The sequence below is a fragment of the Erythrobacter sp. genome, from assembly GCA_019739335.1.
Classification (GTDB): domain Bacteria; phylum Pseudomonadota; class Alphaproteobacteria; order Sphingomonadales; family Sphingomonadaceae; genus Alteraurantiacibacter.
In genome coordinates, this window is sequence record CP073261.1 from 670,451 (window position 1) to 686,302 (window position 15,852).

At 63.9% G+C, this 15,852-nt stretch carries 16 protein-coding genes and 4 pseudogenes; 11 read left to right on the forward strand and 9 right to left on the reverse strand.

Annotated features, from left to right (window positions below; genetic code table 11):
- The first annotated feature begins 116 nt into the window (after positions 1 to 116).
- The 7 genes and pseudogenes from JY451_03330 (at position 117) to JY451_03360 (ending at position 4,888) form a co-directional block, all read left to right on the forward strand.
- Positions 117 to 368: pseudogene (locus tag JY451_03330) on the forward strand (tail fiber protein).
- Positions 369 to 638: 270 nt separating this feature from the next.
- Positions 639 to 767, forward strand: a pseudogene (locus JY451_03335) (tail fiber protein).
- Positions 768 to 968: 201 nt separating this feature from the next.
- Positions 969 to 1,142, forward strand: a pseudogene (locus JY451_03340) (tail fiber protein).
- A gap of 252 nt (positions 1,143 to 1,394) precedes the next feature.
- Positions 1,395 to 1,691: pseudogene (locus tag JY451_03345) on the forward strand (glycoside hydrolase).
- Positions 1,692 to 1,877: 186 nt separating this feature from the next.
- Positions 1,878 to 2,309 carry a M10 family metallopeptidase C-terminal domain-containing protein gene (locus JY451_03350; protein QZH76529.1) on the forward strand — a complete coding sequence of 144 codons (432 nt, stop codon included), beginning with the start codon at positions 1,878 to 1,880 and terminating at the stop codon, positions 2,307 to 2,309.
- Positions 2,310 to 2,419: 110 nt separating this feature from the next.
- Positions 2,420 to 3,313, forward strand: a complete 894-nt coding sequence (locus tag JY451_03355) for a mechanosensitive ion channel (GenBank protein QZH75653.1) — start codon at positions 2,420 to 2,422, stop codon at positions 3,311 to 3,313.
- Positions 3,314 to 3,382: 69 nt separating this feature from the next.
- The gene (locus JY451_03360) at positions 3,383 to 4,888 is read left to right on the forward strand and encodes a tannase/feruloyl esterase family alpha/beta hydrolase (GenBank protein QZH75654.1); all 1,506 of its coding nucleotides are present in this window, start codon (positions 3,383 to 3,385) and stop codon (positions 4,886 to 4,888) included.
- Here JY451_03360 and JY451_03365 read toward each other — a convergent pair.
- Positions 4,885 to 5,301 carry a hypothetical protein gene (locus tag JY451_03365; GenBank protein ID QZH75655.1) on the reverse strand — a complete coding sequence of 139 codons (417 nt, stop codon included), beginning with the start codon at positions 5,299 to 5,301 and terminating at the stop codon, positions 4,885 to 4,887. The two genes, JY451_03360 and JY451_03365, sit on opposite strands and share 4 nt — an antisense overlap.
- A 663-nt stretch (positions 5,302 to 5,964) precedes the next feature.
- On the opposite strand from JY451_03365, the gene JY451_03370 reads away from it, so the two are divergent.
- Positions 5,965 to 8,721, forward strand: a complete 2,757-nt coding sequence (locus JY451_03370) for an ATP-dependent DNA helicase (GenBank protein ID QZH75656.1) — start codon at positions 5,965 to 5,967, stop codon at positions 8,719 to 8,721.
- Complete coding sequence (locus JY451_03375) at positions 8,718 to 9,245, forward strand: histidine phosphatase family protein (GenBank protein QZH75657.1); 528 nt, start codon at positions 8,718 to 8,720, stop codon at positions 9,243 to 9,245. Before JY451_03370 ends, JY451_03375 begins: the two co-directional genes overlap by 4 nt.
- Here the strand turns inward: JY451_03375 and JY451_03380 are convergent.
- The 5 genes from JY451_03380 to rpmF all read right to left on the reverse strand — a co-directional run bounded on the left by JY451_03380 (position 9,242) and on the right by rpmF (position 12,267).
- Complete coding sequence (locus tag JY451_03380) at positions 9,242 to 9,634, reverse strand: MerR family transcriptional regulator (GenBank protein QZH75658.1); 393 nt, start codon at positions 9,632 to 9,634, stop codon at positions 9,242 to 9,244. The two genes, JY451_03375 and JY451_03380, sit on opposite strands and share 4 nt — an antisense overlap.
- On the reverse strand, positions 9,631 to 9,930 hold the full coding sequence (locus JY451_03385; GenBank protein ID QZH76530.1) for an integration host factor subunit alpha: 300 nt from the start codon (positions 9,928 to 9,930) through the stop codon (positions 9,631 to 9,633). Before JY451_03385 ends, JY451_03380 begins: the two co-directional genes overlap by 4 nt.
- 116 nt (positions 9,931 to 10,046) lie before the next feature.
- Positions 10,047 to 11,009: a ketoacyl-ACP synthase III gene (locus JY451_03390; protein QZH76531.1), complete on the reverse strand. Its 963-nt coding sequence runs from the start codon at positions 11,007 to 11,009 to the stop codon at positions 10,047 to 10,049.
- On the reverse strand, positions 11,009 to 12,058 hold the full coding sequence (plsX, locus tag JY451_03395) for a phosphate acyltransferase PlsX (protein QZH75659.1): 1,050 nt from the start codon (positions 12,056 to 12,058) through the stop codon (positions 11,009 to 11,011). Before plsX ends, JY451_03390 begins: the two co-directional genes overlap by 1 nt.
- 29 nt (positions 12,059 to 12,087) lie before the next feature.
- Positions 12,088 to 12,267: a 50S ribosomal protein L32 gene (rpmF, locus tag JY451_03400; protein ID QZH75660.1), complete on the reverse strand. Its 180-nt coding sequence runs from the start codon at positions 12,265 to 12,267 to the stop codon at positions 12,088 to 12,090.
- Between the two features lie 194 nt (positions 12,268 to 12,461).
- Between rpmF and JY451_03405 the strand changes: the two genes are divergently transcribed.
- Entirely contained in the window at positions 12,462 to 12,860 is a 399-nt protein-coding gene (locus tag JY451_03405) for an MAPEG family protein (protein ID QZH75661.1), read from the forward strand.
- Here the strand turns inward: JY451_03405 and JY451_03410 are convergent, their stop codons facing one another.
- A complete protein-coding gene (locus tag JY451_03410) occupies positions 12,861 to 13,508 on the reverse strand; it encodes an MBL fold metallo-hydrolase (GenBank protein QZH76532.1) in 648 nt (215 codons plus the stop codon).
- A gap of 70 nt (positions 13,509 to 13,578) precedes the next feature.
- On the opposite strand from JY451_03410, the gene JY451_03415 reads away from it, so the two are divergent.
- The gene (locus tag JY451_03415) at positions 13,579 to 14,040 is read left to right on the forward strand and encodes a GNAT family N-acetyltransferase (GenBank protein QZH75662.1); all 462 of its coding nucleotides are present in this window, start codon (positions 13,579 to 13,581) and stop codon (positions 14,038 to 14,040) included.
- On the opposite strand, the gene JY451_03420 is transcribed toward JY451_03415, so the two are convergent.
- Complete coding sequence (locus tag JY451_03420; GenBank protein QZH75663.1) at positions 14,021 to 14,728, reverse strand: sel1 repeat family protein; 708 nt, start codon at positions 14,726 to 14,728, stop codon at positions 14,021 to 14,023. The two genes, JY451_03415 and JY451_03420, sit on opposite strands and share 20 nt — an antisense overlap.
- 426 nt (positions 14,729 to 15,154) lie before the next feature.
- Positions 15,155 to 15,787: a S24 family peptidase gene (locus JY451_03425; protein ID QZH75664.1), complete on the reverse strand. Its 633-nt coding sequence runs from the start codon at positions 15,785 to 15,787 to the stop codon at positions 15,155 to 15,157.
- Positions 15,788 to 15,852: the final 65 nt, after the last annotated feature.

The following is a 15,852-nucleotide window of genomic DNA, read 5'->3' on the forward strand; positions in this document are numbered from 1 at the left end:
TCAAGGCCGCGTTTAGCCGAAAGTTGCGCTGTGGCTTGCGCCGCATATCCGCTTGGCAATCGCGAAAACAGGTGTAACGCGAATATGTAAAGGCCATTCGACCGGGGAAAAAAGCAATGTCTGAGTCCAACCTTCAACCATCGACGGTTTTTCACAAGGCGATCCAGCTGTACGGCATTTATCCCACCCGGGACGGGGGCTTTCCCAATGCCAGCATCGGTTACGTTCGCACCTATGCTGCGGCCAACCAGTTGATCCCCTCCGAAACAGACGGGCGATTGCTTGCGATTTCCCAGAACACAGCCCTGTTTTCGATTCTCGGCACATACTATGGCGGGGATGGCCGCACCACATTCGGATTGCCGGACTTCGGTGACAGGCTCGGCGTCGGTCAGGGATTTTCCTTTCTGGGCAATTATTTCGTCGGCGATCGCGTGGGCAGTAACACTATTCCGCTTGACGCTTCGGTGCTGCCGCTGACGGCCGGGGGTCAGGGCCTGGGTTTCGACAATCAGGAACAGGTGCTGGCGACAAGCTGGATCATCAATGTCGAAGGCATCTTCCCGGGAAGCGGAATCTCGCCGCAGACGATCGGGGTTGTGTCCCAGTTTGCCGGGAATTTCGCGCCGAACTCGACAATGTTCGCAGACGGTCGGCTTTTGCAGATTTCAGAATATAGTGCCTTGTTCGCCGTCATCGGCACCACATACGGCGGTGACGGAGTAACCACATTCGCCCTGCCGGACCTGCGCGGTCGTACTCCGATCGGTTCGGGATCAGGCTTCACGCTGGGAGAACAGATCGGGGGAGATGTCACCACCCTTTCCCAAGCCAACCTCCCCGGCGAGCTGGGTGGATCCGGCATCCCTGTCAGCAACATGGGGCCATCGCTGGTCCTGCACCACTTCATCACCACACAAGGCCTCTATCCATCGTTTGACCGCGACTTCGATGGCGAAGAGCCGACAATGTCGGAAATGTTCTATTTTGCGGGCGGCTATACCGACTTCAACAATGCTATTCGGATGACCGGGCAATTGTTGTCGATTTCCGAGAACAGCGCCCTCTTCTCGCTGATCGGCACGACTTACGGCGGTGATGGCAGGACAACCTTCGCATTGCCAGACATGACCGGTCGCGCGGTGATGGGATACGATGGGACCTACCCTATCGGCACCGAACTGGGCAGCGAAGCGTTTTCGATCCAGCTCGGTGAAATCGACGCACTTTCCCTGAGCGCCAATGCGTTTGCCTCGACCGTCATCGGCGGCAACCAGAACGATACCATCAACGGCGATGGCAATGACAACGTCCTGTCGGGACGCCTTGGCAACGACACGCTGGCGGGCGGTGCCGGCAATGACCGGCTGAACGGCGGTCCGGGAAGCGACAATATGTCAGGGGGAACGGGCAACGATACCTACCTGGTCTATGATGCCGGGGATATAGTGATCGAACTGCCGGGCGAAGGTACCGACCAGGTCTTCTCGACAATCAATTACACGCTCACCGACAATGTCGAAAACCTGCGCCTGTGGGGCGCTGCGACCGACGGCACAGGGAATGCGGAGGCAAACCGGATTGTCGGCAATGGTCTTGCCAACACTCTGCGCGGCGGCGCGGGGAATGACACGCTGACAGGCTTCAACGGTGCCGACATCCTGTTTGGCGATGACGGCGACGATACGCTGAACGGCGACGGCGGTTCCGATACACTTCACGGCGGGGCAGATAACGACAGCCTGTTCGGCGGGCGAGGCTCCGACACGCTGAACGGCGACGCGGGCAACGATGCCCTTTACGGCGAAGCAGGTAACGACCTCCTTGACGGCGGCGACGGCTTCGATCGGCTTTACGGCGGCGATGGTGTCGATACCCTGAACGGTGGCGCGGATGCCGACGTTCTGTTTGGAGAAGCCGGGCGAGATGTCCTCAACGGTGGGGACGGCGATGATGAAATCGTTGGCGGCGAAGGTGCCGACATCATGACCGGGGGTGCAGGCGCGGATACCTTTACCTTCAGCTCTGTTGCCGATTTTTCCGGTGGGGGCGGCTCGACACTCTACGATATCATTACCGATTTTTCACAAGCCGATTCCGATGTGATCGACTTGTCGGCACTAACGCCGACAACGGAATTCACCTTCGTTGGAGAGGCCGGGTTCAGCGGCACCGGCTCCGAAGTGCGTTACGAGAATGTCGGCGGACTGACTTTCGTTCACATCGATTATGACGGGGATGGCGCCGGTGATTACGCAATCCGCGTCATGCAAAACCTGGAATTGCAGGCGGCCGATTTCATCTTCTGACAGGCTTGGTGAAGGAAACCTCTGGAGCACCAAGGCTGGACCTGGGGCGGCTGGTGGAACACCGCCGCCCTCCCTGCGTTCAGTTGTAAACGTCACAACCGGGGGTTCCCTTGCAATATGTCACCATCCTGCGCGAGCAGGTCAATTCAATGTGGGCGGGCCTGATCGCGGCACTACCCAATCTGGCGATTGCCGTGATCGTCCTCGTATTGACTTGGCTGGTGGCAAAATTTGCCGGGAAGATCGCCGAAGCACTGATCGGCAGGACGACCCTGCGCGAAGACCTGCGCCAGCTGATCCACACGCTCACCAAGCTGGTGATCTGGATCGCAGGCATCATGCTGGCGCTGATCGTGGCTATCCCCGGCTTCACCCCCGCAGGACTGATAGCGGGCCTCGGCATAGGCGCGCTGGCGATCGGCTTTGCATTTCAGGACATCTTCGAAAACTTCCTCGCCGGAGTGCTCATCATGCTGCGCGAGAAGATGCGGATCGGTGACCTGATCGAAGTCGAGGGTGTGTTGGGCAAGGTCGAACGGATCACCCTGCGCGAAACCTATATTCGCCAGCTCTCCAACGAGCTGACGATCATGCCCAATGCGATGCTGTTCAAGAACCCGGTGCAGATCCTCACCGATCAGGAAATCCGCCGCAACGATGTGATCGTCGGCGTTTCCTACGATGCCGATCTGGAGCTGGCGCAACGGACGATTGCCGAGGCGATGGAAACGGTCGATGCGATCGTGAAGGAGCGCCCGGTCGTGGTTTACGCGCAGGCTTTCGGCGGCAGCTCGATCGATTTTCTCGTGCAGTGGTATGCCCAGTCCGCATCCCGCGACCTGCGGGAAACCAAGAGCGAAGCAATCAAGGCGATCAAGAAGGGGCTGGATGCCGCGGGAATCGAAATTCCTTTCCCCATCGTGACCAACATGTTCCCCAAGCCGTTGCGGCTGGAACAGACGACAGACGTCGACCCCGCAGCCCGGAACGGATTGCAGACTTAGTCAACGAAAGCGTTGGCAGGCGCTCCCTGCTGTGGCAGTTCTCCGCTCGGGAATGAGGAGAGAAGCACAATGCGCAACATCACTGCTACCGCCAGCCTGACCGCTATCGCTATAATGGCGCTGGCCTCCTGCTCCACAGCGCCAGACCGGGCTAGCGGCCCGGCGACGGCCAATGCCGCTGGTTGCGCCGCAATCACCCGGGTCGACGGATCGCCCGCCACCGCGCAGTGGATCGCTGCCACCGATGGCCTGCCTGCCTTCTGCGAAGTCAGCGCCACGCTGCACCCCGTCGAGGGATCGAACATCGGCGTGGTCTATCGCCTGCCCGCAGACTGGAACGGTCGCGTGCTCGGCATCGGCGGCGGGGCGTGGCTGGGCAACACCACCCTGATGGGCGCACGCGACGGCCTCATGCAAGGCTTTGCCACCATGCAGACCAACGGCGGCCACACCAGCACCAATGCCTGGGGCAACGAATGGACGATCAATCCAATACAGGCCGAGGATTTCAGCCACCGCGCGATCCATACGATGACCGAAACGGGCAAGGCCGTGGCCGCCAGTTTCTACGGTCGTCCGCACGAGGAGGCGGTCTATTCGGGCTGTTCCACCGGCGGGCGGATGGGGCTGATGGAAGTGCAGCGCTATCCGGCGGATTACGACGCGGCGATCATCGGTGCGCCGGTCTATACGCTGCAAGTGCAGACCAGCGCGGTGCTGCGCAACCAGACCTTCGCCGTGCCGGGCGCAGGTTTCTCGCAAGCGGACCTGCAACTGGTGCAGGATGCCTCGCTCGCCCAGTGCGACGCGGATGATGGGTTGGAAGACGGCATCATCAATGCGCCCGACCAGTGCCAGTTCCAGCCGCGCACGCTCCAATGCCAGCCAGGGCAGAGCGAGGGCTGCCTCAGCCCGCAGCAGGTCACCGCGCTCACCACCATCTACAGCGGCATCCGCGCGTCGGACGGCTCCTGGGCGATGCACCCGATGCGCCCTGGGGGTGAGGCATCGTGGGGCTTCTTCAACCGCACCGACGGCAGCGGGCAGAATGCCGACCCCACGCGCGGCGGCGGGCTGATGGGGTTGCAGCCGGTGATTTTTGGCGCAAGCGCGGTGGACTGGACTGCCTTTACCGATGCCAACTACCTTACCGTGCGCAATTCACCCTTCGCCGCCATGTACGAGGCGAAGGAGCCGGACCTCTCCGCCTTCTTCGAACGCGGCGGGCGGCTGATGCTGTGGCACGGCGAGAACGACGCCGGCCCCTCGCCAGTCCTATCCGAAGACTATGCCCGCGCAGTGGCGGCGCAGAACCCCGAATCGGGCGAGCAGTTCCGCTATTTCACCGTACCCGGCATGGGCCACTGTGCGGGTGGCCCCGGCGCGGACATGATCGACTACCTAGGCGCGATGAGCGACTGGATGGAGAGCGGCCTCGCGCCCGAGCGGCTGATCGGCGGAAAGGCCGATGGCTCGCTCACCCGCCCGCACTGCGCCTGGCCATCGGTGGCGTATTACGAGGGCAGCGGTGACGCCAATGATCCGGCGAACTGGGTCTGCCGACCGCGCAGCTAGAACCCGTCGAACGAGATCCGCGTCGTCACTGCCGGGGGCCGGATGACGCGCTTCGGCTGGACCGGCGGGGCAGCCTCCTGCACGCGGCGCTTGGCCGCAAGGTTGGTGGTGACGAACCCGCTTTGGGGCACGCGCGCGTGAACCAATCCATCGCCGTTGGCGGGCGACGGTGGTGCAGGCGGCGGCGCGGGCTCCGATTCGGGAGCGACGGGTTCGGCGACCGGCAGGGCTGCCGGAGACATCGGCTCGACCTGCACAGGCACGGTGTGAACCTTCTGCCGCCGGAGAAACAGAACGAGCGCCAGCAGCGCCGCAACCGCAATGAGCAGCCCCACCAGCGCCCAATTGAAACCGCCCGATTGGTCTACTTCGACCGATTCCGCTTCGGGAAGTGGCCTCGGCTCGACAGACACGGGCTCCGCAGGCGGCGCTGCCACTTCTCCGTCAGTGGCGTCGGGAGTGGCTTGGCTTGCAGGTGGCGGCACCACGTTCGCAGACGGACGTCGCGCTTCCGAGGGCGCAACAGTCCGCGGCGCCGAGGTGGGATTACTTGCTGGTGCGGACGGCTGAGACCGCTCCCGCACCGGAGCCGCAGCTTCCTGCGGCGTCTCCTCTGGAATAGGCTGGACCACAGGCGAAGCCTGCGCGGGCGTCGGGGTTGCCTCCCCCCTGCCCGGCGGAAGGGAGAAATCGTCGGGTATCGTGGGCATTTGCTGGACGGTGATCGGCTGATCCTGCGCCGAAACAGCCGCGGGCACTGCGGACAGGGCGACCAGCAGTATGGGCAGGCGACATCGGTAGATACTGGACATGGCGGGATGGCTATAGCGCAACGATGCGCGCGATTGCCTGAACGCCTGTTCATCGGCACGGCTCCTGCCGCGATTTCAACCCGCTCCGCCGCGTAAAGCCCTCAGCCTGCGTTCCCGGCGATCGGTGTTATCAAAGGTCCGGCGCTATTTCGCCATTCCATCGCTCCCTCTTTCCGGGGGCATAACCTTCGCTACCGCTGACGCAATTTCGGCGGGACCGTTTCCGCCGTTTACTTTTCGTTCTCAACCGCAATAGTGCGCCCGATGCCCAGTCCCCTCCCCCAACCGGTGCCGCTGCCCGCCCTCCATGCCAGCCATTCGGGCAGCTGGTTGCGCGCGGCCGATGGCGCCACGCGCGGCGTATCGAAGGGCGAAGCGGTGATGGCCGCTGCGGACACGCCGCACCTGCTGCTCAATGCCCCTTTGGTGGCGACGCGGCTGGGCTATCCCGACCTCTCGGGGCTCGACCTGCTCGAACTGTTCGCCTTCGTCCATCCCGCGCGATTCTGCGTGCCGACGCCCAAGGGCATGGCTCATGCGCTGGGACTGGCCGAGCCGGAAGACGGCGCGGACGTGCCCGCGTTCCTGCAAATGGCTGCGGGCATGCTGCTGGCGCGGTGCGAAGCAGCGGACTGGCCGGAACGCGAAGGCGCATGGAGCGTGCTGCAATCGCTGGCCAAGCTGCGCTGGCCCTGGGCGCAGGTGATCGCTCCGCACATTGCCCGCCCGGAAAAGGCCGAGAAGTGGCTGTTTTCGCGCCTGCCCGAATGGTCCGAGAGCCCCGAACGCCCGCAACCCGGCCACGTGCTGATCGAGGAAGAAGCCATCCACGGGCAACTGGCGCGGCTGACCGGCGAAGGCGCGGAGGCGCGCGAGGGACAGCGGCTCTATTCCAGCGCCACCGGCAGCATTTTCGCCCCCCGCGAACGGAAGGCCCGCCCGCACGTGCTGCTGGCCGAAGCGGGCACCGGGATCGGCAAGACCTTGGGCTATCTCGCCCCCGCCTCGCTCTGGGCGACGGCGGCGCAGGGCACCGTCTGGGTCAGCACTTTCACCAAGAATCTCCAGCGCCAGCTGCGCGCCGAAAGCCGCCGTGCATGGCCCGAAGCACGCCCCGATGGCTCGCAGCCCGTAGTGGTGCGCAAGGGACGCGAGAATTACCTGTGCCTGCTCAATCTGGAAGACGCGCTGCAAGGCGGTTTCGGCGGGCGCGCGGCGATCCTCGCGCAACTGGTGGCGCGCTGGGCCGCCTACAGCCGCGACGGCGACATGATCGGGGGAGACTTGCCCGGCTGGCTCGGCACCCTGTTCCGCGCCCGCGCGATCCGCAGCCTGACCGACCAGCGCGGCGAGTGCATCTACGCAGGCTGCCCGCATTACCGCAAATGCTTCATCGAACGCAGCGCCCGCGCGAGCGCGCAGGCCGATCTGGTGATCGCCAACCATGCGCTGGTGATGGTCAATGCCGCGCGCGGGCGGGACCATGCGCAAAGGCCGACGCGGATCATCTTCGACGAAGGCCACCATGTGTTCGATGCCGCCGACAGCACCTTTGCTGCCGCGCTGACGGGTAACGAGGCAGTTGAACTGCGCCGCTGGATCACCGGCCCCGATCGCGGTTCCAAGGGCCGGCGGCGCGGGCTGTCGGCGCGGCTGGCGGACGTCGCCAGCTATGACGACGCTGGCGGTGCGGCGATCGAGGCGGCGCGTGATGCGGCATCGGCATTGCCGGGCGAAGGCTGGCTGGGGCGGCTGGGTGAGAACGCCCCCTCGGGCGAAATCGAAACGCTACTATCAGCCGTGCGGGCGGTGACCTACGCCCGCGATGAAAGCGGCGCAGCAGATGCGGGCTACGGGATCGAGACCGAGGCAGCGGGGCTGGACGGTGCCTTTGTCGAACGCGCTCAGACGGCCGCTCTGGCACTGACGGCGATCCGCCTGCCGCTCATCAAGCTCGGCGTGCGGCTGGAAGCGATGCTGGAGGACCCGCCCGACTGGCTCGACGGGCAGGGCCGCGCGCGGATCGAAGGCGCGCGCTTCTCGCTCGGCTGGCGGATCGATACGCTGGCGGCCTGGGAATCTCTGCTCAACCGGCTGGGCGGCCCGACCGATCCCGAATTCGTCGATTGGTTGGCGGTGGAGCGCAACGATTCGCGCGAATTCGATATCGGCCTGCACCGCCGCTTCCTCGATCCGATGAAGCCCTTCGCGCGCACCGTGCTCGAAGGCGCGCACGGGGTGATGCTCACCAGCGCGACCCTGACAGACCGCACCGAAAGCGGGCGCGACTGGGCCGAGGCGATTGCGCGTTCGGGCGCGCGGCACATCGACGTCCAGCCGCGTGTGACGCAGGCGGAAAGCCCATTCGATTACGCCAGCAATGCCGAAGTGCTGATCGTCACCGATGTGCGCAAGGGCGACCTCGCCGGACTGGCGGGAGCCTATGCGCGGATTATCGAGGCCAGCGGCGGCGGCGTGCTGGGGCTGTTCACCGCGATCCGGCGGCTGCGCGCGGTCCACGGACGGATTGCCGACCGGCTGGCGCGCGCAGGGCTGGCGCTTTACGCTCAGCATGTCGATCCGATCGACACCGGCACTCTGGTGGATATTTTTCGTGACGATCCGCGCTCCAGCCTGCTGGGCACCGATGCCCTGCGCGATGGGGTGGATGTGCCGGGCGAAAGCTTGCGCTGCGTGGTGATGGAGCAGGTGCCCTGGCCCAAGCCGAGCATCCTCCATCGGGCGCGGCGCGCCGCTGGCGGGGGATCGGCCTATGACGACCGGATTATTCGCGGCAGGCTGGCACAGGCATTCGGGCGGCTGATCCGCAGCCGCGACGATCGCGGGCATTTCATCGTCCTCTCGCCTGCATTCCCCTCCCGCTTGCTGTCGGCCTTTCCGCCGGGAGTGAAAGTGTTGCGGGTGACGCTGGATGAGGCTTTACAACGGCTGGCGGGCGGTGTTTCGTCTGCGCCGGTGGAACGGCAATCCCCGCAACCGCAAGAGGACATCGGCCTTTGAAACGTCTCGGCCTGCTGCGCCACGCCAAGTCCGACTGGGACGATATGTCCTTACGCGATTTTGATCGCGGGCTGAATGCGCGCGGGCGCAAGGGCGCCGCGCTGATGGGTGCGCATATCAGGGAAAGCGGGGCGAAGTGGAACATGGTGCTCGCGAGCCCTGCCGAACGGGTCAAGCGTACATTGGAAGCCAGCGGGCTAAGCCTGCCGACACGATTCGAGGAAGACGCCTATCTTGCCGATGCCGCCACGCTGATGGCGCTGCTGCGGACCCTCGATGACGAGTGCGGCGCAGTCCTGCTGGCGGCGCACAATCCGGGCCTGCAGGAACTGGCGATGGAGCTTGTCCCGGCCGATGCCGAGACGGCGCTGTTCAACGAGATCATGCAGAAATATCCCACCGCCGCCTATGCGGTATTCGAACTCGATATTGAAAGCTGGGCCGATCTCGCTCCGGAATGCGGCAAGCTGGTGCATTTCGCTCGCCCGCGGGATCTCGACCCGGCGCTCGGGCCGGAAAGTTAGTTCAGTGCGGCGGCCAGCCGGTCGCGGATAGCACGCAACTGCGTGGTGATTTCGGGAGGCGAATCGTCGGCCGGTCGCTGCATTGGCGCGGGCGCTTCGACCGCCGCAGAAGGGCCAGCCTGCAACGCCTTCTTCGCCCCTTTCAAGGTATATCCCTCGCGGTTGACCAGCCGGTCGATCGCCTCGACCATCGCCACATCCTCCGCTCGGTAGAGCCGCCGCCCGCCGCTGCGCTTCAGTGGCGTCAGCGAGGGAAACTGCGCTTCCCAGTAGCGCAGAACATGCGGCTTGATCCCGAAGGCCGCGGAAACCTCCCCGATGGTGCGCATTGCCCCATCGGCCTTGCCGTCGTCGAACAGCGGCCCGGCAGAGGAGGCATTTGCGGTCATGAAGCCTTGGCGATCTTTTCTTTCAGCTTGTGGCTGGCACGGAAGGTCATCACCCGGCGTGGCGTGATCGGCACTTCCACTCCGGTCTTGGGATTGCGACCGATGCGTTCCTTCTTGTCGCGCAGCACGAAGCTGCCGAAGCCGGAAATCTTGACGTTCTCGCCATCGGCCATGGCGCTGCACATCTTGGCCAAAATTGCTTCAACCAGATCGAGGCTCTCGGCGCGCGAAAAGCCCATCTTGTGATTGATGGTTTCGGCCAGATCGGCCCTTGTCAAAGTCCCTACGGATCGCATTGCATCCATCGCGTTCCCCTTCCCTGTTTTGTCCGACCCCCGAAGGTTATGAACAAGCGGGCCTGCGTTGGCAAGGATGACGACGCCTGAATTCAGGGAAAAATCCCCTGCGCAAACTACGCCCGCAGCAAGCAGGCGCCCCAGGTGAAGCCGCCGCCCATCGCTTCGAGCATCACCAGATCGCCCGGTTTGATGCGCCCGTCTTTCTTCGCCACGTCATAGGCAAGCGGAACGCTGGCGGCAGACGTATTGGCGTGGCGGTCCACCGTCACCACCACCTGGTCCATCGACAGGCCGAGCTTGCGCGCGGTGGCATCGAGAATGCGGGCATTTGCCTGGTGCGGCACCACCCAGTCGATATCCGCGGGCGTCATGCCTGCATCGGCGAGCACTTCGCCGAGCACCTCGGCAAGATTGACAACGGCATGGCGGAAAACCTCGCGCCCCTTCATCCTAACCTTGCCGACTTCGCCGGTGGTGGAGGGCCCGCCATCGACATAGAGCAGGTCGCAATGTGCGCCTTCCGCATGGAGGCGGGTGGCGATCACGCCGGGGCCGTCCTCGTCGACCTCCTGCGCCTCGATCACGAAGGCCCCCGCGCCGTCGCCGAACAGCACGCAGGTGCCGCGATCATCCCAGTCAAGAATGCGGCTGAACGTCTCCGCGCCGATCACGATGGCGCGCTTGGCCATGCCGGTGCGGATCATCGCATCCGCCGTGCCCAGCGCATAGAGGAAGCCCGAACAGACCGCCGCAACGTCGAAGACCGGGAAGCCGCGCCCGCCCAGGTTCGCCTGCACCGTGGTAGCGGTGGCGGGAAAGGTCCGGTCCGGTGTCGCGGTGGCGAGCACGATCAGGTCGACATCGGCAATCTTGCACCCCGCATCGGCCAAGGCCGCGCGCGCAGCATCGGTGGCAAGCGATCCCGTCGTCTCGCCGTCACCCGCGATGTAGCGCTGGGTAATGCCGGTGCGTTCGCGGATCCATTCGTCGCTGGTGTCCACCTGCTCCGCCAGTTCGGCGTTGGAGACACAGCGTGCGGGCAGGGCCGAGCCGGAACCGATGACGACCGAACGAATCACTTGGCAGCTCCTGCCCCGTTGCTCATCCCCGCGCCGATTTCCGCGAGATCGGCGGTGATCCGCTGGGTGATGTCATCCTCCAGCAGCCGCGCGCAGACATCGACGGCATTGGCCACGCCCTTGGCATTGGCACTGCCATGCGATTTCACGATCACTCCGTTGAGGCCGAGAAAGACCCCGCCGTTGTGGTTGTTCGGATCGAGATGGTGGCGCAGCAGCTCGGTCGCCGGGCGGCTGACGAGGAAGCCGATCTTGGACCGCAGCGAACTGGTGAAGGCCGTCTTGAGCAGGTCGGTGACGAACCGCGCCGAACCTTCGATTGCCTTCAGCGCGATATTGCCCGAAAAGCCGTCGGTCACCACCACGTCCACTTCGCCGCGGTTGATCTTGTCGGCTTCGATAAAGCCGTCGAACTGCATCGCCAGCCCGGTCGCGTCGGCAAGCTGCTGGCTGGCTTCGCGCAGGTTGTCGGTGCCCTTGATGCTTTCGGTGCCGATGTTGAGCAACCGCACGCGCGGCGATGCCTTGCCGGTGACGATCCGCGCATAGGCCGCGCCCATGATCGCGAACTGGATCAGGTTGCGGGCGTCGCAATCGGTGTTGGCCCCCAGATCGAGCATCACCACGTCGTTGTCGCCCAGCGTCGGCATCAGCCCGGCGAGCGCAGGGCGATCGATCCCCGGCATGGTGCGCAGGGCGAGCTTGCCCATCGCCATCAACGCGCCGGTGTTCCCCGCGCTCACGGCCGCGCCGCAATCGCCGCTTTTCACCGCTTCGATGGCGAGGCCCATGCTGGTGGTCTTGGCGCGGCGGATCGCGCGGCTGGGCTTCTCGTCGCCCGCCACCACGCCTTCGCAGTGGAGGATCTCGGAAGCGGAGCGCATGTTCGGGTGGTTGGCCAATACCGCTTCGATGCGGGGCTGGTCGCCTACAAGGAGAAAGCGGAACTTGTCATGCCGACGCCGCGCCAGCGCCGCGCCTTCGACCATCACGCGCACGCCTTCATCCCCGCCCATCGCATCAACGGCGATACGCGGAAGACTCATGTGCGAAATTCCTTATTCAGGCCGGAGACTTAAGCCTTGGGCTCGATCACCATGCGGCCGTTGTAATGGCCGCAGGCGTTGCACAGCATGTGCGGACGCTTCAGTTCGCCGCAGTTCGAGCATTCGTGGAAGGCTTCCACCTTCAGCGAATCATGCGACCGGCGATTGCCCCGGCGATGCGGCGAAACTTTTCTTTTAGGGACGGCCATGGCGGCACCTGATCCTTGAATTCGTTCAAAATCTGCTCGGATGCCGCACTAGGCGATACCCAACCCCCGCGCAAGCGCGGCGGAGAGGGAACCCTCTTGTGCGGCGGAGGGCGGCGCTATAGCGGGTTTTTGCCGCGTTGCAAGCACTCGCAGTCCTGCCTAGAGCAGCATCGGGCAAAGCGAGGGGAAGTCACTTGGAAGACATGCATATCAGCCTGATCAGCACTGCAGTTTCGGGCCTCATCGCGCTCTGGCTGGGGATTCGCTGCGGCAGGGTGCGGATGAAGGAAAAGGTGATGCACGGTGATGGCGGCAATGTCCTGCTGCTCCGCCGGATGCGCGCGCAGTCCAATTTCACCGAATATGCCCCCTTTGCGCTGGCGATGATTATCGTGCTCGACCTGACTGGGCATGACGGCTGGCTGCTCGGCCTGACCGCGCTTTCGTTCCTGATCGGCCGGGTACTTCACCCGCTGGGCATGGATGCCGAGGGGGAACACTGGGGCCGCATGATCGGGACGTTGCTGACGATGCTGACGCTGATCGTGCTATCGGGAATGGCACTGGTTGCGGTTTACCAGCAGTTCGGCTGATTACGCGCCAGAAATCGCCGCGTCGCCCACAAACGGATTGCTCGCGCGCTCGCGACCGAAGGTGCTCGTCGGGCCGTGGCCGGGGACGAAGGTGACGTCGTCGCCGAGCGGCCAGAGCTTCTGCGTGATCGCGTCGAGCAGGTCCTGGTGGTTGCCCATCGGGAAATCGGTGCGGCCGATGGAGCCTGCGAACAGCACGTCGCCCACAAAGGCGAATTTCGCCTCGCGGTGGAAGAACACCACGTGGCCGGGAGTGTGGCCGGGGCAGTGGATCACTTCGAGCTCCAGCTCGCCAACGGTCACCGTGTCGCCATCCGCCAGCCAGCGGGTCGGCTCGAACACTTCGCAATGCATGCCGAAGCGGGGACCGTCATCCTCCAGCTTGGCGATCCAGAAGATGTCGTCCGCGTGCGGTCCTTCGATCGGCAGGTTCAGCTCCGCCGCCAGCATTCCTGCCTGCCCGCAGTGGTCGGCGTGACCGTGGGTGAGGAGGATTTTCTCCAGCGTCACCCCGGCCCGCGCCACTGCATCCTTCAGCTTGTCCAGTTCCCCGCCCGGATCGACCAGCGCCCCGCGCATCGTCCTGGTGCACCAGACCAGCGAGCAGTTCTGCTGGAACGGGGTGACGGGCACGATGGCGGCGCGAATGGGGGAGCTTTGCGTCATGGAATGGCAAATGGCGGTGACGGGCGCGGCTTGCAAGCGTAGAGCTTTGCCGATGGACCAGCTCACCTATCGCGCGGCGACCGAGGCCGACCTGCCTTTTCTCGACGCGCTGGCAGCGGAAGACGAAATCGGCGCGGCGCGCGATCCGCTGCGGCCCGATCACGCTGAACAGGCGCTGGAAGGCCTGCGCGCGATTGCCGCCGATCCCAACCACACGCTCTACATCGTCGGGCATGCCGGAGCGCCGGTCGGCAGCTTCCAGCTGAGCTTCATCCCCGGCGTATCGCGCAAAGGTGCTTGGCGTGGCCAGATCGAGAATGTCCGGGTCCTGGCGGCCTCACGCGGGCACGGGATCGGCGAGGCAATGATGCGCTGGGCGATCGCGCGCTGCAAGGAACGCGGCTGCGGCGTGGTGCAGCTTACCAGCTACCGGACGCGGGATGCGGCGCACCGATTTTATGAGCGGCTGGGATTTGTGGGGACGCACACGGGGTTCAAGCTGCTGCTTTGGTGATCTTTTCGTCCGTTTGTATGCGCCTCTGCTTCTTTTCCGCGTCATCCATGAGAGTCAGGTATTCCCGAAACCCTTGGCGAATTTCTCGGAAGCCGAACACGCGACGCCCCTTCCACCGCGACAGCATCAGTCGCGCTTCTGGATGGCCAGCCTTGGCCGCCAATTCCAGTGTAGAACGCAAAGACCGCGCCATGGCTCGGGAAGGATTGCGCTGATAACGAAACAAGACCAACCAATAGGCCGCAGGCGCGTATCCGGCCGCAACACCCTGCTCAAGAATAGCATTCCACTTCTCGTCGTTGCCTTGCCGATAATGGAGTGCGGCAAAATCGACATAGGCGGAATTTGAGCCAGCAAGCAATGCTCGCGAATAGTAGCTCTCGGCCATTCTCAAGTCCTTCTGGACCCCGACCCCGTGTTCAAAATAGTCTGCGACGAGACGCATCGCCCATGCTGAACCAGCATCAGCCATCGACGTGTAGATCGCGAATGCCTTACCCCTATCGTTAGCCAAATAGCTGGCAGCAATCTCAGATTGCCGATGAATGGCTTCACCATCCCTTTGCCAGAGGTCCCAGTCGTTTGAGTTGTCACGCTCCCAGCTAGTAGAATACTCGCTAAAGGCATTGGGCCGCATCTCAGGCGGGCAATAGCGATCACACAACCATTTGCAGAGGCGGCACTTCATGCTTTCAGCGTAGCACAGCTGCGCGTTGTTCCCAATACATGCCCGTTTGGCCTCGACGCCTCTAACGCAGGAAAGGCGCCACTGACGGCGGCGCCTTATCCTGGTCGATCTGCGAAACTGGTGGTTCAGCAGTTTCCTTCTTCGCCATCGACGCAATCGCCGACCGATTCGACGTCCTCGACAGCTCCATCAACGGTGTTGCAAGCAGGGAGGAAAACAATTCCTCCACCAAGAGCAAGTATGGTCAGTAGTTTCTTCACGGTGTTTCTCCTTTACTGCCCCTGCTTGGATGGCCCCTCAGCGGCTATGGATTTTCAACGGAAGGTCGCTCTGATGGTTCCGACGAGATCAAAAGGCCCTCCTCTCGCGGCGCTCGCTGAGAAGCGGCAGGGCAAGCAAACAGGGCAAAACGCCGGAAGGAACGGCCTAAACCCGCCCGCTTTTCCAGACCACTCGGCCGATCACCTCGAACTCCTCCGCGCCCACCTGGATCGGCGGATAGGCGAGGTTCTGCGAGAGCAGGGCGAAGCGGCCTGCACCTTGGCTGGCGACGCGCTTGACCAGCAGGCTGTCGTCCAGCCGGACGACGTGGACACCGTCACGGAACGGCTGCGCGCGGCAATCCACCAGCACTTCGTCGCCTTCGCGAAGCAGCGGCTCCATCGAATCGCCAACCACGCGGATGGCGGAGAGGCGCGCCCCGTCGAGCCCGTGTTCGGCAAGCCAGCGGCGTGAGAAGGCGAAGGAATCGAACGCCAGTTCGCCCGGCCCGCTCGCCCCCGGCCCCGCGGAGGCATCGACATCGAGCCGGGGAACCTCGATCCAGTCGCGACTCGTTGCCGAACCATAGGATTTTTCCTGCGATCCACCGAGATCCGATTCTTCCAGCCCGAGAAATTGCGCCAGCCTGCGCCGGTCCTCCTCCTCAAGCTTGCGCGGACTACCTTTGGTAACATATTGCTGAAGATAGGTGCCATTACGCCCAATCATCCGCGACAGGGCCGCCAGGCTGCTGCCCCTCGCCCGCGCTGTCTGCACCAGTTTTTCGCGTGAGCCCATCGCCCGATCCCCTCATGGTGAACGGATTCTTCCTACGCCATGTATTTTTCCTAGACAAGTAGGAT